This window comes from Thalassospira sp. TSL5-1, assembly GCF_001907695.1.
In the GTDB taxonomy this organism is placed as follows: Bacteria; Pseudomonadota; Alphaproteobacteria; order Rhodospirillales; family Thalassospiraceae; genus Thalassospira.
On the sequence record NZ_KV880637.1, the window covers coordinates 150,548 to 174,047 of the forward strand.

The following is a 23,500-nucleotide window of genomic DNA, read 5'->3' on the forward strand; positions in this document are numbered from 1 at the left end:
GCTATTTTTGGCGTTAGACAGTCCCTGTTCCGGAAATTTGCCGGTTTCCTTAGCGGGAAATGGCTTTATCGTTGGCGTCAAAGCGATGAATGCGGTCAGCATCCGGTGTCAGCCAGATGCGGTCATGTTCGCCAAGCGGCACTTCGCCGGTAGCCCGGATTGTCATTGGGCCAATATTGTCGGCATTGACATGCAAATAGGTTTCGGCCCCCAGATGCTCGGCAATTTTTACGGTTGCCGCGATGTCGCCGGAGTCCTGGCTGATGGCAAAATGTTCGGGCCGAATGCCGACACAATGGCAGTCATGTGCCTTGGCATACGCGCCTTCGATGAAGTTCATCTTTGGCGAGCCGATGAAACCGGCGACAAATTTGTTGGCCGGGTTGGTATAAAGATCCATCGGCTTGCCAACCTGTTCGACCCGGCCGGCCTGTAACACCACGATTTTGTCGGCCATGGTCATGGCCTCCACCTGGTCGTGGGTGACGTAAATCATGGTGGTTTTCAGTTCCTGGTGCAGGCCGGTAATTTCCAGGCGCATATTGACGCGCAAGGCGGCATCCAGGTTGGAAAGGGGTTCGTCAAACAGGAAGGCTGCCGGGTTGCGCACAATGGCACGGCCAATGGCAACGCGCTGGCGTTGCCCACCGGAAAGTGCGCCGGGGCGACGATCCAGATAGTCGGTCAGATTGAGGATTTTGGCCGCGTTGCGGACTTTTTCCTCGATCACGGCCTTGGATTCACCCGCCATTTTCAGGCCAAAGGCGATGTTGTTATAAACCGTCATATGCGGATAAAGCGCATAGGACTGAAATACCATCGACAGCCCGCGTTTGGCCGGCGAGGCATCGGCCATATCGACATCATTGATCATGATTTTGCCGCTGGTGACATCTTCCAGCCCGGCAATCAGGCGCAGCAGGGTGGATTTGCCACAGCCCGACGGGCCGACAAACACGACAAACTCGCCATCATTGATTTCAAGGTTGACACCGGGAATGACGTCGATATTTCCGAACGTCTTTCGGACATTTTCCAGTCGGATTGCACCCATTGTGGTGTTCCTTCCTTACATAACTTGAGAATGCTGCGGTTTATTTCACCGCGCCAAAGGTCAAACCGCGAACAAGCTGTTTTTGCGAGAACCAGCCAACGACCAGGATGGGCGCAACCGCAAGGGTCGATGCTGCCGACAATTTGGCCCAGAACAGCCCTTCGGGGCTGGAATAGGATGCAATAAAAGCGGTCAGCGGGGCGGCATCAGAGGTTGTCAGGTTCAGGGTCCAGAAGGCTTCGTTCCAGGCCAGAATGATGTTGAGCAGCATGGTCGATGCGATACCGGGAACCGCCATGGGCAACAGCACAAAGAAAATTTCCTTGGGCAGGGTCGCGCCATCCATTCGGGCGGCTTCAAGGATGTCTTTGGGGATTTCCTTGAAATAGGTGTAAAGCATCCAGACCATGATCGGCAGGTTCATCAAAAACAGAACCATGATCAGGCCAAAGCGGCTGTCAAGCAGGCCCCAGTCGCGAAAGACCAGATAGATGGGCACCAGCACGCCGACCGGCGGCATCATTTTGGTCGAGAGCATCCAAAGCAGGGTATCCTTGGTGCGTTTGGTCGGGTTAAAGGCCATTGCCCAGGCGCAGGTAACGGCAAAAACCAGCCCTATAATTGTGGAACCAAAGGACAGGATGATCGAATTCATGGCGAACTTGAAGTAGTTCGACTGTTCGAGAATCCCGGTATAGTTTTCCAGCGTCCAGTTAAAATCGAAAAACAGCGGCGGCATATTGACCGCATCAATTTCGGATTTGAAACTGGTCAGCGCCATCCACAGGATGGGGAAGAAAATGGCCAGGCCAACAATCCAGGCAAAGACAGAATAGGCAATTTTCCCAATGGGTGATTTGAAATTGTTTTCCATTTTCGCCCCCTACGCGTCCAGGTTTTTGCCAATGAGGCGAACCAGAAAGATCGCGACAATATTGGCCAAAATGACCGCAACGATACCGCCTGCCGAGGCACCACCCACATCGTATTGCAGCAGGGCCTGGGTATAGACGAGAAAGGCGATATTTGTGGTTGCAAGGCCGGGGCCGCCGCCCGTGGTGACAAAGATTTCGGCAAAGACGGTGAGCAGAAAGATCGTTTCGATCAGAATGACAACCGTAATAGCCCGGCTGAGATGCGGTAGGGTGATATAAAAGAAAATCGCAATCGGTCCGGCGCCGTCCATCTGGGCGGCTTCTTTTTGGTCGCGGTCCAGCGATTGCAGGGCGGTCAGCAAAATCAGAGTTGCAAATGGAAGCCATTGCCAGGCCACCATAATGATGATGGCGGTCAGCGGGGCTTTGGTGAACCAGTCAATCGGTTCCAGGCCCAAGGACATCGATATCCAGGCAAAAAAGCCGGAGACCGGGTTCATCAACAGGTTTTTCCAAACCAGCGCATTGACCGTGGGCATGATGAAAAACGGTGAAATCACCAGAATACGCAAAATGCCACGGCCAAAAATCGCCTGATCGAGCATCAGGCCGATCAGAATGCCGCCGATCACGGTAATGACAAGGACAGAGCCAACCAGGATCAGCGTATTGGCAAGGGAGGCAAAAAAGGCATGATCGGTCAGGAAGAATTTGTAATTCACAAAGCCGATCCATTCCTCCATACCCGGTGACAGCAGGTTGTAGCGAAGGAATGAGAAGTAAATTGTCATGCCCAAAGGCACGATCATCCACAAAAACAAGGCGATGATCGACGGCGCGGACATAATGCGCCCTGCCAGGGTCGAAGCCCGTGTCGACATGATGCGCTCCCCGTTTGCAGTGTCTTTGACAGACCCGGGAAGAAAAGGGGTGGCGAAGTGCCGCCACCCAAGTCTACCAGGTCAAGGAGGTCTGGTCAGAAAGCGGAAATCAGTAATATCCGGCTTTTTGCATGGTCCGATCGGTGGATTGCTGCGCATTTTGCAGGGCCTGATCGACACTGATCTGACCGGCAAGTGCAGCCGAGAACTGCTGACCTACAACGGTGCCGATGCCCTGGAATTCCGGGATGGCGGCGAACTGAACGCCGACATAGGGTTTCGGTTTCAGCGTTGAGTTGATCGGATCAGCACTGTCGATGGCCGCCAGGGTCTTGATGGCAAACGGTGCGGCATCAAGATATTTCTGGTTTTGATACAGCGACATGCGGGTACCCGGCGGGACATTTGCCCAGCCATCTTTGCTGGCAACCAGTTCGAGATAGGATTTCGAGGTTGCCCAGGCGATGAATTTTTCCGCTGCTTCGGTATTTTTGGAGGATGACGGTATTGCCAGGTTCCAAGCCCACAACCAGTTGGCACCGGTGCAGGTGACAGCACAGGGGGCTTCGGTGAAGCCAACCTTGTCCGCCACTTTGGATTCTTTGGGGTTGGTCACAAAGGAGGCGGCAACCGTGGCATCAATCCACATACCGCATTTGCCGGCGTTAAACAGCGACAGGTTTTCGTTAAAGCCGTTTGACGTTGCACCCGGAGGGCCATAATTGCCGAGAATGTCGACATACATCGACAGGGCGTCTTTCCATTCCTGTCCGTTAAATTCCGGTTTCCATTCCTCGTTAAACAGGCGTGCGCCATAGGCATTGCCCATTGTCGTGATCAGCGCCATATTTTCGCCCCAGCCTGCCTTGCCGCGCAGGCAGATGCCATAAACGCCATTGGCTGGATCATGCAGCTTTTTGGCAATATCAAGGGTCTGGTCCCAGGTCAGACGGCCATTGATTTCGATGCCCGCTTTCTCGAACAGATCCTTGCGATACATCATCATCGAGCTTTCGGCATAGAACGGTGCGGCATAAAGCTTGCCATCATTGCTCAGTGCGGAACGGATCGCAGGCATGATGTCGTTAACGTCATAATCGGCGCCCAGATTATCCAGCGGCGCAAGCCAGCCCTTTTTCGCCCAGATCGGTGCTTCATAGGTGCCAATCGTCAAGATGTCATACTGGCCGCCCTTGGTGGCGATGTCGGTGGTGACACGCTGGCGCAGGGTATTTTCTTCCAGTGTTACCCATTCCAGCGAGATGTCGGGGTTTTTGCTGGTGAAATCATCCGTCAGCTTCTGCATGCGGATCATGTCACCGTTATTCACTGTGGCGATGGTCAGCTTGGTTTCGGCGTTGGCCCCAAAAGCGACGCCACTGGCCAACAGCGCGCAAAACGCTGCTCCCATGATGTGTTTCATAATTCCTCCCAAAAGGACTTTTTCCCATTGAACAAACTGTGTCGTTTGTTTTGATCATTTGCTCATTACGTGAACATTCACTCAATTTACACCTCCGGTGTCAACCAAATTCGATTGTGCGGCGCAACAGAAAAACCCGCGGTTTTGTGCCGCGGGTTTGGGTTAGTTGCTTGATTTTTATGGGTAATTATTCGGGATTTAGGGTAATAAAGCTTTTGCCGTGGCTTCGTCTGTAACCAGCGATGTAATCAGGTTTCCTGCCATCGCACCGCGAATCGCGGCGACCTTTTTAGCCCCTTTGGCGACGGCGATGGTATTTTGCGCCGGGCATTGCAGCGGCGCACTGGTGACGCGGTTATTGACATCATGATCCAGAATTTGACCGTTCTTATCAAAGGTCCAACTGATCAGCTCGCCAATCCCCCCGTGTTCCTGCAGGCTTCTAAGCTCGGCAGGGGTAATAAAGCCATCCACCAGAAGCGGGGCGTCATCGCCCATTTGTCCAATGCCGACAAATCGCACATCGGCGTGGGCGGCAAGATACAGGATATTGTCCATTGGGGCCTGTTCCTGCATCGGTTTGCGCTGTTCGGCATTGGGGACAATCACCGGAATGGATAATGGATAATGCGGTGCACGGGTTAAATCGGCCAGTTCGGTGACGGCATCATAAAAACTAGCCGCACCATCTGTTGCGATGGTGCCAACGAGGGACACGATTTTATGATGGCGGGCATCAATACGCTGGACTTCATTGACCATGCCGCGCATGGCGCGCCCGGTTCCCAGGGCGATAATTTTGGGTTCAGGGGATTGTAAAACCCGCTCCAGCAGGTTGGCAGCCGCCTGGGCAATGCCGAACATGGCATCGGGGGCTGCGGGGTCTGTCGGCACAACCTCGCAATGCTCCAGCTTAAACTGCGCGCAAAGACGGGCTGCCAGCTCCATGCAATTGGCAATTGGATGATCCAGGCGGACCTTGACCAGCCCCTCGCTGACTGCAGCCGATACCAGGCGTTGTGCCGTCGGGCGCGAAACGCCCAGTTTGGTGGCAATTTCATCCTGGGTATTGCCAGCGCAATAATACAGCCAGCCGGCACGGGCGGCTTCATCCAGTCTTGCGGCTTCTTTGCGGGTCCGTTTTACCATCCCAGTCTTCCGTTTTTATCGTGCCTTGGCGCTGCAGAAAGTTGAGGTCGCCTTTTTGCAGCCTTTAAATGTTAGGGGCAATTCCGATGATAGGGAAGATCATAAAACAACAGGACCGTCCGTTCAGGACGGCCCTGTTTGCAAAATGCCGGGTAGAAAGGCGGTTATTTTTTCGGCAGATAATCCGAAACCAGCAATTCGGCGATCTGAACAGCGTTAAGGGCGGCCCCTTTGCGCAAATTATCGCTGACACACCAAAGCGACAGGGCATTGGGAATGCTGGGGTCCTTGCGGATGCGCGAAATGAACACGCTGTCTTCCCCGGCCACTTCCTGCGGGGTGACATAGCCTTCATCCTGGCGGTAATCGATCACGGAAATACCCGGGAAGGCCTTAAGCGCCTTGCGTGCTTCCTCGACGGTGACGGGCATTTCAAATTCGATATTCACGGCTTCACCGTGGCCCACGAAAACCGGCACCCGAACACAGGTGGCATGAACTGCCACATCCGGGTCCAGTATTTTGCGGGTTTCGGCGGTCATTTTCCATTCTTCGCGGGTCGCGCCATCATCCATGAATTCATCAATATGCGGGATGACGTTAAAGGCGATTTGCTTGGTGAACTGTTCCTTAAGGGGCGGGTCATTCACGTAAATGCCGCGTGTTTGGTTAAACAGTTCGTCCATTGCGGCCCGACCAGCCCCCGAAACCGACTGATAGGTCGATACCACCACGCGCTTGATCGGCTGCAGGTCATGAAGTGGTTTTAACGCCATGACCATTTGAATGGTCGAGCAATTCGGGTTGGCGATGATGTTTTTCTTGGCATATCCGGCAAGGGCATCGCCATTGACCTCGGGCACCACCAGCGGAACGCCCGGTTCCATGCGCCAATAGCTGGAATTGTCAATCACAACACAACCTGCTTCGGCGGCCTTGGGGGCCAGGGTTTTTGCCGTGCTGCCGCCAGCCGAAAACAGGGCAATGTCCACCTGGGAAAAATCAAAGCGGGCGGCGTCCTGAACGGTCAGGTCGTCATCACCATAAGAAACGGTGCGTCCGATCGAACGGGACGATGCCAAGGCAAAGACTTCCTCGGCAGGAAACTTGCGTTCTGCCAGGGTGTTGAGCATTTCGCGGCCGACATTGCCAGTTGCGCCAACAACGGCGATTTTATAACCCATCAAGTGCCTCTTTCTGTTTTGGTTCGGACCGGGACAAGCCGTGATCATAACATTTGACAATCCGGCAGAATATCTCTCGGCCGACCGGTAAGCTGCGCGAGATGTAAGGCTTTCTGCGGCGTTGCGCAAGGATGGTTTGGGTTTTTACCGCTTGAGATTGTAGTGAAATATGTCACTATATTGCCTGGGGGTTGCAGAATGTCGCCCGATATTTTGCAATTTTTGGGGGTTATCGCATTTCCGGCTTGAGAAGGACGGCTATGACGTACCCAATGACTTTGAATTGGACTGACAGAAAAGTCCTCGATTTTTTTCGCGAACATGTCACACGCGGCACGCTTGTTGTGCGCGTCAATGACCGGCACGAGGTTGCGCTGGGTGATGGCGGCGAACCGCGTGCGACCATGACACTGCCAAATTGGACCGATGCCGTAAAAATGGCCCTGAGCCCGGACCCGGGCTTTGGCGAAGTCTATATGCAGGGCGGCATTGATATTACATCTGGCGAGCTTGAAGACCTGATCCGGGTGTTGCGCCTTAATTTTGATGGCGGGCATTCCAGCAGCAGCTTTGGCTTGCTGATTGAAAAGCTCCAGGCCTTCAAGTTCCGCATTGCGCAATTTACCTCGGTCGAGGCGGCGTCGCGCCGGGTGCGCCACCATTATGACATCGGCAATGACCTTTATACCCGGTTTCTTGATAGCGACATGCAATATTCCTGTGCCTTCTGGGATGACGGGGCGCATGACCTGGCCGCGGCCCAGCAGCATAAAATGCAACTGACAACAGATCGTTTGAAAATTACCGACCCGAACACGCGTGTTGTGGATATCGGCTGTGGCTGGGGTGGGTTAAGTCGCTTTATCCGCCGGACCACGGGGGCCGAAGTGCACGGCATTACGCTTTCAAACGAGCAATATAACTGGGCACTGGAACGCAAGGCCGAACTGCCCGCTGATTTTCATGAGGGCCTGGATTACCATTTGCAGGATTACCGGGTTTTTGCCCAGGCCAATCATGACCGTTATGACCGTGTGGTGTCGGTGGGCATGTTTGAACATGTCGGGCGGCCGCAATTTAAAACCTATTTCGAGCAGGTTGCCCGACTGCTTAAGGCCGGTGGGCGCGCGGTGATCCATACCATCATCAAACCCCGGCCCGATTTTACCTCTCCCTGGATTGATCGTTATATCTTTCCCGGTGGTTATATTCCTGCGGTTCACGAAGTTGTCGAGGCAGCGGAAATGGCCGATCTGGATGTAGAGGCCTGCCATTTTCATGCGGGCGAAAACTATGCCCGCACCTTGATGGCCTGGCGCGAGAATTTCCGTAAAATCGAGCATGAGCTGGACCCGGAAAAATACGATACCGAGTTCAAGCGGATGTGGGAGTTTTATCTGGCAGGCTGCATTAATGCCTTTGACCCTCGCGAGGGCGGTGGCGGGATGCGGGTGGGCCAGTTTGTGTTCACCAAGTCGGGTTTTCGGCATCATTAATGTTGCATGCGGGCGGCAGGGCATTTGCATCTGCCGCCAACAGCCCCATATCTGAATCCTGCCTTTGATTTGTTCTGGTTTATTTTGATTTGCGTTGTGGACGTAAAATGACAGGCCGCAAGAGCCTGCCTGACGGGACGCAGGGATACAACCGGCCCTGATGCCCTGATATAAACGGTTGTTTTCCGTATCAGGAGGAAACCCATGCTGTATTCAACCCCCGTTGCCGGTGCAGGCCGTGTCGATGATGCTGTTTTTCCGATTTTGACGGATGATGATGCCCGACCGCCTTATGTTGGTTCGGCCCGTCAATACGCGGCGGCATTGGCGCTTGTTGATCTTTCCAGTTGCGAACGCGATATGTTGCGTGCCCATCTTCGCGCACCCGAACAGCGCATAACCGGTACTGAACTGGCTGCGGCTGCCGGGCATTTTGGATCACGTATCGGACATAAAAAATATGGGCGCGTGGGCCGTAAAATTGCCCTTGCTGCCGGGTTGCCGCAGTGTCAGGCCGATGTCAGCGACTATCTTGCGGCCATTTTTACGCTGGCGGATGGTACTCAAATGGAAAGCGAAGACTGGCACTGGGGCCTTCATCCGTCACTGGCGCAAGCTTTGCGCGCGTGTGGATATGCGTAACCGTATTTGACAGGCGAAGTCAGAAATCCATAAAAAAGCGCGTCATCTGTAACAAATGCCAGTGCTGTTTCGTCCTGTTTGCAGAGCGTGATTTCAAAATCACGAAATGCAAGACGGAGGACGAAGATGAACCGCTTTGACTTTGCCAAAACCAGCCCCGTGCTTTTCAAAGGGCTGTATCATGCCTCGACTGTGTTCAATGCAAATACCCGGCTGAGCAAGATGCTGGTGGAAATCGTTAAATGCCGGGTATCGCAGTTAAATAGCTGTTCTTTTTGTCTGCGCATGCACCGCGATGATTATCTGAAACAGGGCGGTGCGCAGGATAAAATCGATATGCTGGCGACCTGGCGCAATGCCCGGGATTTTGAACCCGATGAACGTGCAGCACTGGATTGGGCTGAGAAGCTGACTTTGAGAGCAGATACGGCCGAGATTGATTCCAGTTTTACAGCCCTTCAGGCATGTTTCTCGCCTGAGGAAATTTCCGAACTGACAATGGCAATTGCCCTGATCAATGCCTGGAACCGATTGGGCGTTGCACAGCATCCTTTTGCCTAAAGACGGTTATTGTTGGAAAATAGGCGGTGCGGACCGGGATTTGGTCCGCGCCGAATTTTGCGTTGAGAGCGGGAATAGATACCATGTCGACGGCGATTTTTGAACAACTGCGCCCGCGCCTGTTTGCTTTGGCCTTTCGGTTTTTGGGCAGCTATGCCGATGCCGAAGATGCGGTTCAGGATGTTTGGCTGCGCTGGCATCAGACCGATATTTCCAGCCTGAAAGATCCGACCGGCTGGCTGATCCGGGTATGTTCGAATTTGTGCCTAGATGTTTTGAAATCGGCGCGGCGGCGACGGGAAAATTATGTTGGCCAATGGCTCCCCGAACCGTGGGTCAACCCGTTTTTGCGGGAAGGTGAAGACAGGCTCGTGGATCAGGCGTATCTGTCGCAGGCCTATTTGGTGATGCTTGACGAATTGTCGCCGCATGAACGCATTGCACTGGTGTTGCATGATGTTTTTGACTGGGATCACGCTGCCATTGCCGAAACATTGGGAAACAGGCCCAACACTACGCGGCAAATTCTGTTTCGGGCGCGCCGTAAAATGGAGGGAGTGACGCCTGAAAGAGATAATATTGAAGACGGAGAAAAGGCACGTATGCCCGCTTTCAGGTTGCAGGGTGCCGAGGATAAAAAGCCGCTGACGGCCACTGACCTGACGGGTTTTGTCGAGGCTTTGCAATCGGGGCAGGCGGACCGGATTGCCGCATTTCTGGCCCCGGATGTTACCTTGCAAGGGGATGGTGGTGGTAAGGCCACGACCAACATCAATACCCTGTTTGGAGCGGATCGGATTGCGCGCTTCTTTGCAGGGATCTGGCGCAAGAACCTTGTCAATGCCGGGCTTACGGTTGTTGAAACGGGGGCGGAGAACTGGCTTCTGTTCTCTATTGGCGGTGTCGTCGATACGGCATTGACCGTTTCGCTGGCGCGTGACGGGATAAAACGTGTTTTTTTACATCGCAATCCCGACAAACTTGCCCATTTTAACGCACTACCGGTTAATAAGCTTGATTGAAGCTATTTTGCCAGCGTCGTGACTGGCTGAGCATGTGCTCATAAACGAAAAGGCCGGGAGAATGCCCCCCGGCCCTTATGTGTTGATGGTCCTGTTTTTTAATTTGCCGGATTGGCAACGTCGTCATTGGCAAGAATTTTCAGGCCGAAGGTTTCTGCCAGAACCGGGGGAGCAGGCGGAACCGGGCTGTTCATCAGGTCCGCAAACGGAACCGGTTTTTCCGGAGTCAGCGTGATTTTCAGGTGCTGCGGTTTGGCAAGCCAGTTTGCCAGTTGCTGTAGCGATGTTCCCAATTGCCCGGTTGTGCCAAACTGTTGTTGCATCTGCATGATGCTCATGCCGGCAGTTAGCTGCAACTGATCGGACGGAATACCGGTTTTAAGCGCAATCAGCCGTAAAATGGAGGGAACCAGATTATCGCCATAAATTTCAAGCGAGGCTGATTTCAGTTGCCCATGTTCGCCAAATACAAAAGGCAGTTGTCGTTCGGCGCGCATTACCGGAATGGATTGCAGCTGATCAACAACTTCCGGGGTTAAACCGCTTAAGGTCAGCGAGAATTTAATGGTGCCAAAGTCCCGTACGGTAAGTTCATCAACGGCATATTGGAAATCACCGCTTTCTGCAGACCATTTTTGATGGGCATCCATATCCAGCGTGATCTGGGAAAACTTCTTAAGGCCCAGTGCGTCCAACAACAGAGGGTCGTTTGCAAACTCGTCCGGGATATCAATGCTGACCCCGCCGACATGGCCGGTTTGGGCGCGGGCAACGTCTCTGCCGCCTTCGATGACAGGACCAACATCACCGATTGCACCGCCAAATTCATCGATGGTCAGGTGAAAGTCCTGAACCCCGGAAACGCCCACTTCCAAACCGGAAAACACATAGGTCGAGAAATAGGGAACGCTGAAGGGGAAACCCATTTCGCCCAATGTGCGGGTTTCCAGCAAGGCAAGCTGTTCGGCCTCGTCTGCCACGGGTGTGATATATTCCAGGGTCGAGGCGATGCTTTCAAGGTTGACGTCGCGCAATGTCAGATTGTCGAGGCCAAGCTTGGTGGTAATGCCGGAATCGCTGCCATGTATGGAAAAGCCGCGCGAGGCAACCTCGCTGATCATCTGATCGCCAAGATTTTGAATGGAAAAATGATCCCAGCGAATTTCGGCTTCCGGGCTGGAATAAACCTGGTCTGAAAGTTCCAGCTTGCCAATTTTAACGGTTTCAAAGGCTGTCAGCCAGCGGCCAAAATCGAATGGCTCGCCGGGCATGGGAATTTGCTCGGGGTCAATCGCCTGGTCAAAATCATTGACTTCAATGCGGCCAATTTCAAAGGCACCCCGATCTTCAGGCAGGTGGACCTTGAGGCCGTTGACACTGGCCTTTTTAAAGGATTGATTGTCCAGGCCATCAATCAGGACACCGGCTGCCGTCAGCTTTGAATGATCGGGCAGGGACATGGCAAGATCGGCCAGAGCCATATGCTCGCAGGATTCAGCCGAATTCCAGTTAAACTCTGCGGTATCTGCCTGTTGAAGCAGCGTCATTGGCCCGGCGCAGTTAGCAAAAATGCTTTGTGCAACACTGGCTTTGCCAAATTCAGACCCGGCGTCATAGCTCCAGGCACCCGTGGTAATGCCACCAATATGGTCAAAGGCAATATCTTCGATATGGATATCGGCGATGTTGCTGTTTTGCCCAAGGAAAGTGTGTTTCAGGCCGGGGCTTTTGATGTCACCGGCGGAAAATGTTTCGGGAAGCCAGCTTGATGTATCGGCCGAAACATCGGCAAGCTCCGCCTTATCAAAACTGATAACGCGACCGTTACTCTCGATCCGGGCATTTGCAAGCTGCATTTTGGCAGCCAGCGCATCACCAAGGGGGTTAACACCATAAACGGCGAGCCAGTCGATGCCGGAAATATCAACGTTACCTGCCTGGTAAACGGTGCCATCCATGCTGATGATTTTCACGTCATCTGCCGACATGGTGCCCTTGAACAGCGACATGTGGAAATTGGAAAATTCACCGCGAATTTGGGATTGCGGGTCGGTCAGGGCGCTTCGCAGGTTTTTTTCGGTGTAAATGGGGGCCATATAATGCAGCCCGACACCAATGGCAGCGACGATTACGACACTGCCAATAATGAATTTTGCGGTTTTTGCCATCAGTTCACGCGGTCCTAGCCATTTTGTAACATGTTTTTTGCCACTATATCACGTCATGCGTGCATTGCATGATCCGATTGCGGTTTTGTGTGCTTCTTTTTTGTGTCATGCGATTGAAATAAAATAAAAAGGCCGGGATTTTGCCAATCCCAGCCTTTGGTATCTAATCGGTCGTTAGACGATCAAACCAGTTTGTTCAGCTCGTTGATAACGGCTTCGCCCATAACGGTGGTCGAAACCTTTGCCATGCCCGGCTGCATGATGTCTGCGGTGCGCAGTCCACCCTTCAGAACGTTCTGAACGGCGGTTTCGATCATGGTGGCGTCTTCGCCCATATCGAAGGAATAACGCAGCATCATTGCAAAGGACAGCAGGGTTGCCAGCGGGTTTGCAAGATCCTGACCGGCGATATCCGGGGCGGAACCGTGTACCGGCTCGTAAAGGGCTTTGCGTGCGCCGGTTTCATCGGCGGCACCCAGCGACGCGGACGGCAGCATACCAAGGGAGCCGGTCAGCATGGCGGCACAATCGGACAGGATGTCGCCAAACATGTTGGTGGTAACCATCACGTCAAACTGTTTCGGGTTACGAACCAGCTGCATGGATGCGTTATCGACATACATGTGGCTGACTTCGACTTCCGGGAAGTCCTTGGCAACGCGTTCAACAACTTCGCGCCACAGAACGGTGGATTCCAGAACGTTGGCTTTATCAACCGAGCACAGGCGCTTGTCGCGCTTCATTGCCATGTCAAAGGCAACGCGGGCAATGCGTTCGACTTCGGGTTCGGAATAAACCAGGGTGTTGAAACCAAAACGTACGCCATCGCGTTCTTCAACGCCGCGCGGCTGGCCGAAATAGATGCCGCCGGTCAGTTCACGCAGGATCATGATATCCAGACCCTTGACCACATCTTCCTTCAGGGTCGATGCGCCAACAAGGGCGTCAAATACCAGGGCCGGGCGCAGGTTGGCAAACAGACCCATTTCCTTGCGGATTTTCAAAAGGCCACGTTCCGGTTTGATATCGAACGGAAGGTTATCCCATTTCGGACCCCCAACTGCCCCCAGCAGAACCGCATCGGCTGCCATGGCGTCGGCCAGGGTTTCATCGGTCAGCGGGTTGTTGTGGGCATCGATCGAGGCCCCACCAATAAGACCTTCAGTAACGTCAAAATTGATGTCACGCTTTTTTGCCATCCAGTCCATGACACGCTGGACCTGGCGCATAACTTCGGGGCCAATGCCGTCGCCCGGCAACATCAGGACTTTTTTGGTAATCGTCATTTTCTAACCTTCGCAAAGATAGTGCGGCGCGCAGGCGCGCCAGATATGCGGGAAATCGAAAAAAGGCGGCGCATATTGACGCCGCCCGAATTTTTACAGCGACAGCCAGGGCTGGGACGCCGCGCGCTGGGCTTCAAACGTGGCAATGTCGTCAGCCTGCTGTAAGGTCAGGCCGATGTCATCAAGGCCATTAAGCAGGCAATGCTTGCGGAACGGTTCAACATCAAATTTGATGCAACCGCCATCCGGGCCGGTGATTTCCTGTTTTTCCAGGTCAATCGTGACGGTGGCATTGGCACCGCGTTCGGCATCGGCCATCAGCTTGTCCACATCTTCCTGCGGCAATTTGATCGGCAAAATGCCGTTCTTAAAGCAGTTATTATAGAAGATGTCGGCAAAGCTCGGTGCGATAATGCAGCGAATGCCAAAATCCAGCAGCGACCACGGCGCATGTTCGCGCGAGGAACCACAGCCAAAGTTGGCCCCGGTGACGAGGATTTTGGCATTGCGATAGGCCGCCTGGTTCAAAACGAAATCAGGAATTTCATTTCCATTGTCGTCATAACGCATTTCATCAAACAGGTTTTTACCCAGACCCGAACGTTTAATGGTCTTGAGGAACTGTTTGGGGATGATCATGTCGGTATCGACATTGAGCATCGGCAACGGTGCGGCCACACCGGTTAAAGTGTCGAACTTTTCCATTGTCTTATCCCTTGTTTTCGGCATCCCACACCAGACCGAGGGCTTCGATCAGGTCTTCGGTGGCGTCGATGTCATTGGCAACGAAATCGGGGAGGTTGATCCCGGTGAGCTGGGGCAGAAGGGTTTCAAGAACCATTGCCCGGCCAAACCGCGAGATACCTTCGTCCCGAATGATAAAGCTTTGTGCAGACATTATGGGGCCTTACACGATTTCAAGTTTGCGAACATCGGCCAGATGGCCGGTGACAGCGGCGGCAACAGCCATCGCCGGGCTCATCAGGTGTGTTCTGCCACCCCGGCCCTGACGTCCTTCAAAGTTCCGGTTCGAGGTCGATGCACAACGCTCGCCCGGCTCCAGACGGTCCGGGTTCATCGCCAGGCACATCGAGCAACCCGGTTCACGCCATTCAAAACCGGCTTCGATAAAGATCTGGTCCAGACCTTCGGCTTCGGCCTGTTCCTTAACCAGGCCAGAGCCCGGAACCACCATCGCATTAACATGGTCTGCAACCTTGCGACCCTTGGCAATAACGGCGGCAGCGCGCAAATCTTCGATGCGGCCATTGGTGCACGAACCGATAAAGACGCGGTCAACCTTGACCTCTTCCAGCGGGGTGCCGGCAACCAGACCCATATATTCAAGTGACCGGGCAATGGCTTTTTTCTTGCCAGGATCGGTGACATCGTCGGGGCCGGGAACAACGGCACTGATCGGTGCGACGTCTTCCGGGCTCGTACCCCAGGTTACTTGCGGGATGATGTCATTGGCATCCAGTTCGACAACCTTGTCGTAATGTGCCCCTTCATCCGATGGCAGGGTCTTCCAATATTCAACAGCCTGTTCAAAGGCTGCACCCTTGGGTGCCATCGGGCGGCCTTTGATATATTCAAAGGTTTTTTCGTCCGGTGCGATCAGACCGGCGCGTGCGCCCCCTTCGATCGACATGTTACAGACGGTCATGCGGCCTTCCATCGACAGCGACCGAATGGCCGAACCGGCATATTCGATCACATAACCGGTGCCGCCTGCCGTGCCGATACGGCCGATAATGGCAAGGGTGATATCCTTTGCGGTCACACCCGGATGCAGGTCGCCTTCAACCTTGACCAGCATGTTTTTGGCCGGTTTTTGAACCAGCGTCTGGGTTGCCAGAACATGTTCAACTTCGGAGGTGCCAATACCAAATGCCAGTGCGCCAAAGGCACCGTGGGTGGAGGTGTGCGAATCGCCACAAACCATCGTCACACCGGGCAGGGTAAAGCCTTCTTCGGGGCCAACAATGTGAACAATGCCCTGACGCAGGTCATTCATCGGGAAATAATGAATGCCGGTATCACGCGCGTTCTGGTCAAGGGTTTCAACCTGGATACGGCTGTCTTCTTCCTTGATGCCTTCCGAACGGTCGGTGGTCGGCACGTTATGGTCGGGAACGGCCAGTGTCAGTTCCGGGTGACGTACCTTGCGACCGGCATTGCGCAGGCCTTCAAAAGCCTGCGGGCTGGTAACCTCGTGAACGAGATGGCGGTCGATGTAAATAAGGCAGGTACCATCTTCCTGCGTGTTAATCACATGGCTTGCCCAAATTTTGTCAAAAAGGGTTTTCGGGTTTCCCATTTCGACCTCCTCTCTTATCGAACCTGTATGCGGGATGCAAAACGTGTCGCTCGGGCTGGCGCAAAGAATGATATCGGGGCCTGCCATTCATCAATGAATGATGGCGGGATAGGTCTGGCGCGAACTGAAACCGCCATGTCCCCCGACGCAGCTTTTCACTGCGAAATATTATTATTCAGAAACACCTGCCCGGGGCTGTTTTTGCCGCGGGACTGTTTTTATACACCGCACTTTTTAAAGCGCAAGCGTCGCTACGGGTGTTTTTTTGAACGACTGCGTCTTTAAATAGAGCGTCCGAAAAATCGGCACTTATAAAGTGCCAAACCGGCCTGTTTCCCGAGCTTTTAAAATTCATCAGGAATATCTGATATAGAATAAAGTGATGGGTAAGGCCTAACAATTCTGCCATTATGTGGAAATACGCAGAAAAACGGCGATTCGCTATAATGCAACTTTAAGACGTAAATCGTGTTTGCAAGTCGCGACGTTTGGGGGCGGCGCGGGTGAGGTGCCGAGGGCAGGGAAGCAGGCAGGAAGGAGGCATTATAAAATAAAACGGGCCCATCCGAAGAGGGGCCCGTTTCGTATTTATGCAATCCGGTTGCCCGGAGGCAAACTTATTTCTTGCGTTCGGCAGCGGTGAGCTTGCCTTTGTGACCGGTGGTCTGTTCGGCGATACGAGCCGATTTACCGGTACGACCACGCAGGTAGTACAGTTTTGCGCGGCGAACGTCGCCACGACGAACGACTTCGATTTTGTCAATCGCCGGGGAGTAGTTCTGGAAAATACGCTCTACACCTTCACCCGAAGCGATTTTACGCAGGGTGAAAGAAGAGTTGAGGCCGCGGTTTTTACGGGCGATGCAAACGCCTTCAAACTGCTGGATACGCTCGCGCGTGCCTTCAACAACTTTCAGGTGAACACGAACGGTATCGCCAGCGTCGAATTCCGGCACGGCGCGCTTTTCGGAGATTTTATCAAGCTGATCTTTTTCGATCTGCTGGATGATTGCATTGGTCATGATTTAACCCTCTTTGCTGGGCCCGTGGCAACATACTGATCCCAAAGGTCAGGACGCCGTTCACGAGTGATTTCTTCTGCCTGGTCAAGCCGCCAGGCCTGTATCTTGGCATGATGCCCGGAGAGTAGAATTTCCGGCACGTCACGCCCGTTCCAATTGGCCGGGCGCGTGTAATGCGGATATTCCAGCAACCCGGTTTCAAAGCTTTCCTCATCGACGGAAGCAGCGGTATTCACCACCCCTTCGATCAGGCGTATGCACGATTCAATCAGGACCATGGCCGGCAATTCGCCGCCCATAAGGATGTAATCGCCAATGCTGATTTCCTCGACCTGATGTTCATCCAGTACGCGTTGGTCGATACCTTCGTATCGGCCGCATAACAGCATCACACCTGGTCCCGCTGCCAGTTCGCGGCACCGTTTCTGGTTCAGCATTTTTCCCCGCGGGCTGAGATAAATCAGCGGTAATTCCGGTGCCGAAGCACGAAGTTCACGCAGGGCGGCATCGACGATATCCGGGCGCATGACCATACCGGCCCCACCCCCGAAAGGATTATCGTCGACCGTGCGGTGGCGGTCCGTCGCATGGTCGCGAATGTCTTTGATATCCAGCGACCAGATCCCGTTTTCCAATGCCTTGCCAGCCAAAGCCTGGCCGATGGCACCGGGAAACATTTCCGGGAACAGGGTTGCGACCTTGGCCTGCCACACGGGCATCCTTCAGGCCTCCTTTCCGCTGCCGGTCGCGGTTTCCGCGCCTGCCGCATCTGCGGTCACGGCTTCGGAGTCACGGTCGGCCTGGGTATTGTTACGCGATTTGGACGCGCGACGCGGGCGATTGCCCGGTCCGTCTTCTTCGTGTAACAGCCCCTCGGGCGGATTAACCACCAGCTTGCGTTCCGACAAAATCACATCGGGCACAACTGCGCGGGTAAACGGCAACACAACGACTTTTCCCCGGCTTTCTTCGAGGGCGATTTCGATAACATCGCCCGCCCCAAAATCGGCCACGCCGCGGACAGTGCCAAAAACCGATCCATTCACATGGATTGCTTTAAGGCCCACCAGATCGGCAAGATAGAATTCGTCCTCGGTTTCCGTGTCCGGCAGGGCCGTCCGTGGAATATGAAGCCGGGTTCCGCGCAGTCGCTCGGCACCGTCACGATCGTTCACACCTTCGATCTTTGCGATCAACTGGTCACGAACATGGCCAACGGGCGACAGTTTGAATTTCTGTTTCCCTTTGGCATCGAATAACGGGCCATAGCCAACCAGATTATCCGGATCGACGGTATAGCTTTTGACGCGCACGGCACCACGAACCCCGTGTGGGGCCGTGATCATGCCGATGCAGACAAAATCCACGTCGTTTTTGGATTTACGGTTCTCAGCCATGTCAGTTCACAATTACCTGGTATCTGATCAGATCGTACGATCAGCCAATTATTCGCTGGCAGATTCAGCTTCGGCAGCAGCTTCGGCCGCAGCAGCAGCTTTTTCAGCCTTTTCACGAAGACGTTCCTGGGCTTTCGCCTTCGGAGCAGACTTCTTGGGCTGTTCGGTCGGTTTGAAGGCATCGGCCAGACCGGCTTTACCCAGGAAACGGGCAACACGCTCGGTCGGCTGGGCGCCAACGCCGAGCCAGTATTTAATGCGCTCTTCTTTGAAGGTAACGCGGTTTTCAGCTTCTTTCGGGAGCATCGGATCATAGGTGCCGACTTTCTCGATGAAGCTGCCATCACGCGGAGCGCGGGCGTCAGCAACTACGATACGGTAGTACGGACGTTTCTTTGCACCGCCACGGGAGAGACGAATCTTGACAGCCATTCGGATAAGTTCCTTTCAGCTCGGGTTTAGTAGTCTTTAAAGTACGGCCTCTTGCGAGACCAATTTGATCCGGTTCGACAGAACCATAAATTCCGGTTCCTGCGAGACCGCATGATGTGGTTCTTGCGAACCGGGGGCCTGGTTATTTCTTTTTACCAAACCCCGGAAAGCCCGGCGGCAATCCACCGCCGCCCAATCCCGGAAGTTTCGGCATACCGCCGCCAACTCCGGGAAAACCTTTGGGAAGCTGCATATCGCCAGCATCCCCACCTTCCAGCATGGATGGGTCCATCTGGGGCATTCCTTTGCCAAACAGTCCCTTTTTGCCCATTTTGCCGACCTTTTTAATCATCGTCGCCATGGTCTGGTACTGTTTGAGAAGTTTGTTGACGTCCTGAACGCTCAGGCCACAACCCGCCGCAATGCGCTTTTTGCGTGATGCCTTGATGAGTGCTGGGTTTTCGCGCTCTTTCGGGGTCATCGACTGGATGATGGCTTCCTGGTGTTTCAGGAGTTTCGGGTCAATCTTGGTCTGGGCCATTTGCTTTTTCATGGCACCCATGCCTGGCAGCATGCCCATGATACCCGACAGATCACCCATTTTCTGAAGCTGTTTAAGCTGGGCAAGAAGGTCGTTTAAATCGAACTGGCCCTTTTGCAGCTTCTTGGCCATCTTTTCAGCGTCTTCACGCTCGATGGTTTCAGCGGCACGTTCAACCAGGCTAACAACGTCGCCCATACCCAGGATACGGCCCGCGATACGATCAGGATGGAAGGGCTCCATCTCGTCGATCTTTTCGCCAACACCGAGCATCTTGATCGGGCAGCCGGTGATCTGGCGCATCGAAAGTGCTGCACCGCCGCGCGCATCGCCGTCAATACGGGTCAGGACGATACCGGTAATGCCAACCTTGTCGGCAAATTCCTTGGCAACATTGACCGAATCCTGACCGGTCATGGCGTCGGTGACCAGCAGGGTTTCCGTCGGGTTGACCGCATCACGGACCTGGGCGACTTCGCTCATCAGTTCCATGTCGATATGCAGGCGACCGGCGGTATCAAGGATCACGGCATCAAAGCCTTCCTTGCGGCCCATATCCATCGCACGCTTGGCAATCGCAACCGGCTTTTCACCCATGATGATCGGCAGGGCATGCAGACCATTGGCATCGGCCAGAATTTTAAGCTGCTGCTGGGCGGCCGGACGATAAATGTCGAGAGATGCCAGCAGAACTTTTTTATTGCGCTTTTTGGTCAGGTGCAGGGCGATCTTGGCCGAGCTGGTGGTTTTACCCGAACCCTGCAAACCAACCATCAGAATCGGCACCGGCGGGGTGGCGGCAAGATTGATGTCTTCGCCTTCGCCCAGCATGTTTTTGAGTTCATCATGGACGATCTTGACGACCATCTGACCCGGCGTAACCGAGCGCAGCACATCCTGGCCGACGGCGCGTTCGGTTGCGTTGGTGATGAATTCCTTGACCACAGGCAGGGCAACGTCAGCCTCAAGCAGGGCGACGCGGACTTCGCGCATGGCTTCGCGGACGTCAGATTCCTTTAACGCACCGCGTTTACGCAGTTTGTCGAGAACGCCGCCAAGCCGATCGCTAAGTCCTTCAAACATCCCATATCCCGTCTGTTTGCTGGTGTTTCCACCGAGTGCGCACAAAAAAAATTTGCCCAGTGCCCGAAAACTCGAGGACTGGGGGAGTCACCATATGGGTGACCTTTGGTGAGGGCTGTTTAAGTCAGTGTGGGATAAGAGTCAAGCGCAAACCAAGGAAAATGGCCCGGTTCCGCTGCTTTTTGATCGACTCGGGGCTGGTTTTTCGGAGCGAAATTGATTCTGCCCCGAAACAGCTTTTGAAATGTCGTTTGCGCCGTGGTTCAGTCCGCGCCATTGGCGGGAATAATCGCCATATTGTCAATCAGGCGGGCCTTACCCAACCGGGCGGCGACAAAAACCCGTGCCGGGCGGTCAATTGTACCGTGCATGAGTTCCAGGTTTTCCGCATCCCGGATTTCCAGATAGTCAATCGGATCAAACCCGACCGATGCAATTTGCTGCCGCCCGGTTTCAAGTAGCGGTTCGATGGCATCGCCCCGGCTGGCCCTTTGCGCAATCGAGGAGAGAACCTGTGACAGTGTTGTTGCGGTTTTGCGTTCGTCCGGCGAAAGGTAGCGATTGCGTGACGACATTGCCAAGCCATCCGCCTCGCGATGGATGGGGCCGCCGATAATGGTGACAGGAATGTTCAGGTCGGCGACAAAACGTTTGATGACCATCAGTTGCTGGTAATCTTTTTCGCCAAACAGGGCGATATCAGGTAGGGCCTGAAGCAGCAGTTTGGTTACAATTTGCGCCATGCCGTCAAAATGGCCGGGGCGGGAAGCCCCGCACAGCATATCGGTCAGATTATCAATATGCAGGCGGGTGGCAAAACCGGAGGGATACATTTCCTCGACCGACGGTGCAAAGCAGAGCTCCACCCCAGCACCCTTCAGAATCTTCTGATCCGCTGGCAAGGTGCGTGGATAGGCAGCGAAATCTTCGCTGGGGCCAAACTGGGTGGGATTGACAAAAACACTGACAATCACCCGATCCGCATAGCTGCGGGCCAGTTTGGTCAGGCTAATATGGCCGTCATGCAGCGCACCCATGGTGGGGACAAGCGCAATTTTGAGGCCTTCTGCGCGCCATTTAGAAACCTGGGCGCGCAGATCGGCGACGGTGTGAACTGTAAGCAGGCTCATATTTTGAAAATCGCTTGTCTTATTTTATCGCGCGCAAATTGCCCGGTTTGGTTATGCCATAACAATGCTCGTCACCCGGAAAGGTGCGCGCACGGACCTCGGCGGCATAGCTTGCTGCGGCTTCGGAAACCTGGTCGCCCAGATTGGCATAGCGTTTGACAAATTTCGGGGTGAAATCGGAAAACATGCCCAGCATGTCGTCAACGACCAGAACCTGACCATCGCAGGCAGGGGATGCGCCTATGCCAATGGTGGGAATGCCAAGTTCTGCCGTAATCTGGCGTGAAACCGGCTCGACGGTGCCTTCAATGACCACAGAAAAGGCTCCTGCCTTTTCGACGGCTTTGGCATCGCTCATGACTTTGGCGGCGGTTTCCTCGCTGCGGCCCTGGCTTTTAAAGCCACCAACTGTATTGTGCTGTTGGGGCATCAGGCCGACATGCGCCATGACGGGAACACCGCGCTGGGTCAAAAATTCGATGGTGTCGGCCAACTCGGCGCCACCTTCAAGTTTGACGGCGGCACATCCTGTCTCAGATATGATCCGGGCCGCGGTCCGAAAAGCCTGTTCTTTGGATTCCTGATAGCTGCCAAAGGGCAGGTCGATGACGACACAGGCATGTTTGCTGCCCCGCATGACAGCTTTGCCATGGTTTATCATCATCTCGACGGTCACAGCTAACGTGCTGTCCATGCCATAAACGATCATACCTAGCGTATCGCCAACCAGCAGCACATCGCAGTGTTCATCCAGGCGCTGTGCTATTGGTGCGGTATAGGCGGTCAGGCAGACAATCGGTTCGGCACCCTTGCGGGCGCGCAGGGCAGGAACCGTGATCCGGCCCTTTTTATTGGTGGTGGTACTCATGACGTTTCTCCGCCGGTGTGACCGGGATATGCAGCCCGGTCTGCGCCGGGCAGGCAGTCATGTTTACAACAGGATGACAGCAGGCGCGAAATATTTTTTCGCAGGTGCATATGCACTTTGGTCGGGGGCGCATTCCCGATTATGAGACTTTTGTGAAAAGACCCATAATCTTAACGGGTTAAAGGCCTTCCGCCAGATCCTCAAGCATATCCATGCCAATCGCTTCGATATGCTTGTTATCCTTTAGCGAGATGGTGGATTCTTTGCGAAGCTGAGTAAGGGTACGCGAAACCGTCTCGATGGTCAGGCCAAGATAGTCGGCAATATCCGACCGGCTCATGGGGACTTCGATGGCATCGGTATCCTGTCCGCGATGTTCCTGGCGGCGGGCCAGCATCAGGAGGAAGGACGCAACCTTTTCCTTTGCCGTTTTACGACCCAAAAGCAGCATCTGGTCCTGGGCGGCGGCAAGTTCGTCAACCGCCATGCCCAGCATGCGTTTTTCCAGACGCGGGAATTCGTCAAACAGACGTTCAAGCTTCTGGCGCGGGAAACGGCAGGCCGTAACCGGTTCGATGGCTTCGGCGGTGTAACTGTAGGTCTGGTTTAAGGCCAGCCCCAGAAAATCGCCGGCAAAAAGGAAACCGGTGATTTGACGACGCCCATCGCCCAGCAGCTTATAAAGCTTGACCGAGCCAGAGGTGACATTGAACACATAATCCGCGTCTTCCGCTTCGTGGAAGATGGTGCTGTGGCTGTCATACTGAACATGGGTCAGCAACTGACGCAAACGGGTATGTTCTTCACCGTGTAAGGCAGAGCAGAACGTAAGGTCCCGGATATCGCAGGCCTCACAAAGCTGGGAACGAACCGCCATCTGTTTCTCCGAGACTGTACAATCTTGACGCGCACAAACTAGAATCACTTTAGACGATTGTCATGTAAGGTTTCAAGACAATCATTATT

Annotated in this window: 23 protein-coding genes; 4 read left to right on the forward strand and 19 right to left on the reverse strand. The window is 54.1% G+C overall.

Annotation, left to right across the window (positions count from 1 at the left end; translation table 11 throughout):
- Positions 1-49 precede the first annotated feature (49 nt).
- The 6 genes from LF95_RS00715 to LF95_RS00740 form a co-directional block, all read right to left on the reverse strand.
- Positions 50-1,054: an ABC transporter ATP-binding protein gene (locus LF95_RS00715; RefSeq protein WP_073953228.1), complete on the reverse strand. Its 1,005-nt coding sequence runs from the start codon at positions 1,052-1,054 to the stop codon at positions 50-52.
- Between the two features lie 40 nt (positions 1,055-1,094).
- Positions 1,095-1,928: a carbohydrate ABC transporter permease gene (locus tag LF95_RS00720; RefSeq protein ID WP_073953229.1), complete on the reverse strand. Its 834-nt coding sequence runs from the start codon at positions 1,926-1,928 to the stop codon at positions 1,095-1,097.
- Between the two features lie 9 nt (positions 1,929-1,937).
- Entirely contained in the window at positions 1,938-2,810 is an 873-nt protein-coding gene (locus LF95_RS00725; protein ID WP_073953230.1) for a carbohydrate ABC transporter permease, read from the reverse strand.
- Positions 2,811-2,919: 109 nt separating this feature from the next.
- Entirely contained in the window at positions 2,920-4,233 is a 1,314-nt protein-coding gene (locus tag LF95_RS00730) for an ABC transporter substrate-binding protein (protein ID WP_073953231.1), read from the reverse strand.
- Between the two features lie 198 nt (positions 4,234-4,431).
- Positions 4,432-5,382 (reverse strand): sugar-binding transcriptional regulator, encoded by a 951-nt coding sequence (locus LF95_RS00735; RefSeq protein ID WP_073953232.1) that lies wholly within the window; start codon positions 5,380-5,382, stop codon positions 4,432-4,434.
- Between the two features lie 164 nt (positions 5,383-5,546).
- Positions 5,547-6,566 carry an aspartate-semialdehyde dehydrogenase gene (locus LF95_RS00740; protein WP_073953233.1) on the reverse strand — a complete coding sequence of 340 codons (1,020 nt, stop codon included), beginning with the start codon at positions 6,564-6,566 and terminating at the stop codon, positions 5,547-5,549.
- A gap of 272 nt (positions 6,567-6,838) precedes the next feature.
- Here LF95_RS00740 and LF95_RS00745 point away from each other — a divergent pair, with 272 nt between their 5' ends.
- The 4 genes from LF95_RS00745 (at position 6,839) to LF95_RS00760 (ending at position 10,287) form a co-directional block, all read left to right on the forward strand.
- Positions 6,839-8,062: a class I SAM-dependent methyltransferase gene (locus tag LF95_RS00745; protein WP_073953234.1), complete on the forward strand. Its 1,224-nt coding sequence runs from the start codon at positions 6,839-6,841 to the stop codon at positions 8,060-8,062.
- Positions 8,063-8,266: 204 nt separating this feature from the next.
- The gene (locus LF95_RS00750) at positions 8,267-8,704 is read left to right on the forward strand and encodes a hypothetical protein (RefSeq protein WP_073953235.1); all 438 of its coding nucleotides are present in this window, start codon (positions 8,267-8,269) and stop codon (positions 8,702-8,704) included.
- Positions 8,705-8,830: 126 nt separating this feature from the next.
- A complete protein-coding gene (locus LF95_RS00755; RefSeq protein WP_073953236.1) occupies positions 8,831-9,265 on the forward strand; it encodes a carboxymuconolactone decarboxylase family protein in 435 nt (144 codons plus the stop codon).
- Between the two features lie 83 nt (positions 9,266-9,348).
- A complete protein-coding gene (locus tag LF95_RS00760; RefSeq protein WP_083607443.1) occupies positions 9,349-10,287 on the forward strand; it encodes a sigma-70 family RNA polymerase sigma factor in 939 nt (312 codons plus the stop codon).
- A 98-nt stretch (positions 10,288-10,385) separates the two neighbouring features.
- Here the strand turns inward: LF95_RS00760 and LF95_RS00765 are convergent, their stop codons facing one another.
- The 13 genes from LF95_RS00765 to LF95_RS00825 form a co-directional block, all read right to left on the reverse strand.
- A complete protein-coding gene (locus LF95_RS00765; RefSeq protein WP_073953238.1) occupies positions 10,386-12,455 on the reverse strand; it encodes a hypothetical protein in 2,070 nt (689 codons plus the stop codon).
- 182 nt (positions 12,456-12,637) lie between these two features.
- Positions 12,638-13,741: a 3-isopropylmalate dehydrogenase gene (gene leuB, locus LF95_RS00770; RefSeq protein ID WP_073953239.1), complete on the reverse strand. Its 1,104-nt coding sequence runs from the start codon at positions 13,739-13,741 to the stop codon at positions 12,638-12,640.
- 93 nt (positions 13,742-13,834) lie between these two features.
- Complete coding sequence (gene leuD / locus LF95_RS00775; protein ID WP_073953240.1) at positions 13,835-14,446, reverse strand: 3-isopropylmalate dehydratase small subunit; 612 nt, start codon at positions 14,444-14,446, stop codon at positions 13,835-13,837.
- 4 nt (positions 14,447-14,450) lie between these two features.
- Entirely contained in the window at positions 14,451-14,639 is a 189-nt protein-coding gene (locus tag LF95_RS00780; protein WP_073953241.1) for a hypothetical protein, read from the reverse strand.
- Between the two features lie 9 nt (positions 14,640-14,648).
- Positions 14,649-16,061 carry a 3-isopropylmalate dehydratase large subunit gene (gene leuC / locus LF95_RS00785; RefSeq protein WP_073953242.1) on the reverse strand — a complete coding sequence of 471 codons (1,413 nt, stop codon included), beginning with the start codon at positions 16,059-16,061 and terminating at the stop codon, positions 14,649-14,651.
- A 617-nt stretch (positions 16,062-16,678) separates the two neighbouring features.
- Positions 16,679-17,083 carry a 50S ribosomal protein L19 gene (gene rplS, locus LF95_RS00790; RefSeq protein ID WP_073953243.1) on the reverse strand — a complete coding sequence of 135 codons (405 nt, stop codon included), beginning with the start codon at positions 17,081-17,083 and terminating at the stop codon, positions 16,679-16,681.
- Complete coding sequence (trmD, locus tag LF95_RS00795) at positions 17,080-17,802, reverse strand: tRNA (guanosine(37)-N1)-methyltransferase TrmD (RefSeq protein ID WP_073953244.1); 723 nt, start codon at positions 17,800-17,802, stop codon at positions 17,080-17,082. Before trmD ends, rplS begins: the two co-directional genes overlap by 4 nt.
- Positions 17,803-17,805: 3 nt before the next feature.
- The gene (rimM, locus tag LF95_RS00800) at positions 17,806-18,480 is read right to left on the reverse strand and encodes a ribosome maturation factor RimM (RefSeq protein WP_073953245.1); all 675 of its coding nucleotides are present in this window, start codon (positions 18,478-18,480) and stop codon (positions 17,806-17,808) included.
- Between the two features lie 48 nt (positions 18,481-18,528).
- Positions 18,529-18,912: a 30S ribosomal protein S16 gene (gene rpsP, locus LF95_RS00805; protein WP_073953246.1), complete on the reverse strand. Its 384-nt coding sequence runs from the start codon at positions 18,910-18,912 to the stop codon at positions 18,529-18,531.
- 142 nt (positions 18,913-19,054) lie between these two features.
- A complete protein-coding gene (gene ffh / locus LF95_RS00810; protein WP_073953247.1) occupies positions 19,055-20,536 on the reverse strand; it encodes a signal recognition particle protein in 1,482 nt (493 codons plus the stop codon).
- A gap of 263 nt (positions 20,537-20,799) precedes the next feature.
- Positions 20,800-21,666 (reverse strand): pantoate--beta-alanine ligase, encoded by an 867-nt coding sequence (gene panC / locus LF95_RS00815; RefSeq protein WP_073953248.1) that lies wholly within the window; start codon positions 21,664-21,666, stop codon positions 20,800-20,802.
- Between the two features lie 19 nt (positions 21,667-21,685).
- Positions 21,686-22,534, reverse strand: a complete 849-nt coding sequence (panB, locus tag LF95_RS00820; RefSeq protein WP_073953249.1) for a 3-methyl-2-oxobutanoate hydroxymethyltransferase — start codon at positions 22,532-22,534, stop codon at positions 21,686-21,688.
- 178 nt (positions 22,535-22,712) lie between these two features.
- Entirely contained in the window at positions 22,713-23,411 is a 699-nt protein-coding gene (locus LF95_RS00825; RefSeq protein WP_073953250.1) for a cyclic nucleotide-binding domain-containing protein, read from the reverse strand.
- Between the last annotated feature and the right edge of the window lie 89 nt (positions 23,412-23,500).

What these genes read in the sequence shown, in the direction of transcription:
- leuD (WP_073953240.1), bottom strand. Translation starts at nt 14,446, where the DNA reads ATGGAAAAGTTCGACACTTTAACCGGTGTGGCCGCACCGTTGCCGATG.
- rplS (WP_073953243.1), bottom strand. Translation starts at nt 17,083, where the DNA reads ATGACCAATGCAATCATCCAGCAGATCGAAAAAGATCAGCTTGATAAA.
- LF95_RS00730 (WP_073953231.1), bottom strand. Translation starts at nt 4,233, where the DNA reads ATGAAACACATCATGGGAGCAGCGTTTTGCGCGCTGTTGGCCAGTGGC.
- rpsP (WP_073953246.1), bottom strand. Translation starts at nt 18,912, where the DNA reads ATGGCTGTCAAGATTCGTCTCTCCCGTGGCGGTGCAAAGAAACGTCCG.
- LF95_RS00780 (WP_073953241.1), bottom strand. Translation starts at nt 14,639, where the DNA reads ATGTCTGCACAAAGCTTTATCATTCGGGACGAAGGTATCTCGCGGTTT.
- LF95_RS00745 (WP_073953234.1), top strand. Translation starts at nt 6,839, where the DNA reads ATGACTTTGAATTGGACTGACAGAAAAGTCCTCGATTTTTTTCGCGAA.
- LF95_RS00750 (WP_073953235.1), top strand. Translation starts at nt 8,267, where the DNA reads ATGCTGTATTCAACCCCCGTTGCCGGTGCAGGCCGTGTCGATGATGCT.
- leuC (WP_073953242.1), bottom strand. Translation starts at nt 16,061, where the DNA reads ATGGGAAACCCGAAAACCCTTTTTGACAAAATTTGGGCAAGCCATGTG.
- trmD (WP_073953244.1), bottom strand. Translation starts at nt 17,802, where the DNA reads ATGCCCGTGTGGCAGGCCAAGGTCGCAACCCTGTTCCCGGAAATGTTT.
- panB (WP_073953249.1), bottom strand. Translation starts at nt 22,534, where the DNA reads ATGAGTACCACCACCAATAAAAAGGGCCGGATCACGGTTCCTGCCCTG.
- LF95_RS00755 (WP_073953236.1), top strand. Translation starts at nt 8,831, where the DNA reads ATGAACCGCTTTGACTTTGCCAAAACCAGCCCCGTGCTTTTCAAAGGG.
- LF95_RS00825 (WP_073953250.1), bottom strand. Translation starts at nt 23,411, where the DNA reads ATGGCGGTTCGTTCCCAGCTTTGTGAGGCCTGCGATATCCGGGACCTT.
- rimM (WP_073953245.1), bottom strand. Translation starts at nt 18,480, where the DNA reads ATGGCTGAGAACCGTAAATCCAAAAACGACGTGGATTTTGTCTGCATC.
- LF95_RS00765 (WP_073953238.1), bottom strand. Translation starts at nt 12,455, where the DNA reads ATGGCAAAAACCGCAAAATTCATTATTGGCAGTGTCGTAATCGTCGCT.
- LF95_RS00740 (WP_073953233.1), bottom strand. Translation starts at nt 6,566, where the DNA reads ATGGGTTATAAAATCGCCGTTGTTGGCGCAACTGGCAATGTCGGCCGC.
- LF95_RS00720 (WP_073953229.1), bottom strand. Translation starts at nt 1,928, where the DNA reads ATGGAAAACAATTTCAAATCACCCATTGGGAAAATTGCCTATTCTGTC.
- LF95_RS00735 (WP_073953232.1), bottom strand. Translation starts at nt 5,382, where the DNA reads ATGGTAAAACGGACCCGCAAAGAAGCCGCAAGACTGGATGAAGCCGCC.
- LF95_RS00760 (WP_083607443.1), top strand. Translation starts at nt 9,349, where the DNA reads ATGTCGACGGCGATTTTTGAACAACTGCGCCCGCGCCTGTTTGCTTTG.
- LF95_RS00725 (WP_073953230.1), bottom strand. Translation starts at nt 2,810, where the DNA reads ATGTCGACACGGGCTTCGACCCTGGCAGGGCGCATTATGTCCGCGCCG.
- panC (WP_073953248.1), bottom strand. Translation starts at nt 21,666, where the DNA reads ATGAGCCTGCTTACAGTTCACACCGTCGCCGATCTGCGCGCCCAGGTT.
- ffh (WP_073953247.1), bottom strand. Translation starts at nt 20,536, where the DNA reads ATGTTTGAAGGACTTAGCGATCGGCTTGGCGGCGTTCTCGACAAACTG.
- leuB (WP_073953239.1), bottom strand. Translation starts at nt 13,741, where the DNA reads ATGACGATTACCAAAAAAGTCCTGATGTTGCCGGGCGACGGCATTGGC.
- LF95_RS00715 (WP_073953228.1), bottom strand. Translation starts at nt 1,054, where the DNA reads ATGGGTGCAATCCGACTGGAAAATGTCCGAAAGACGTTCGGAAATATC.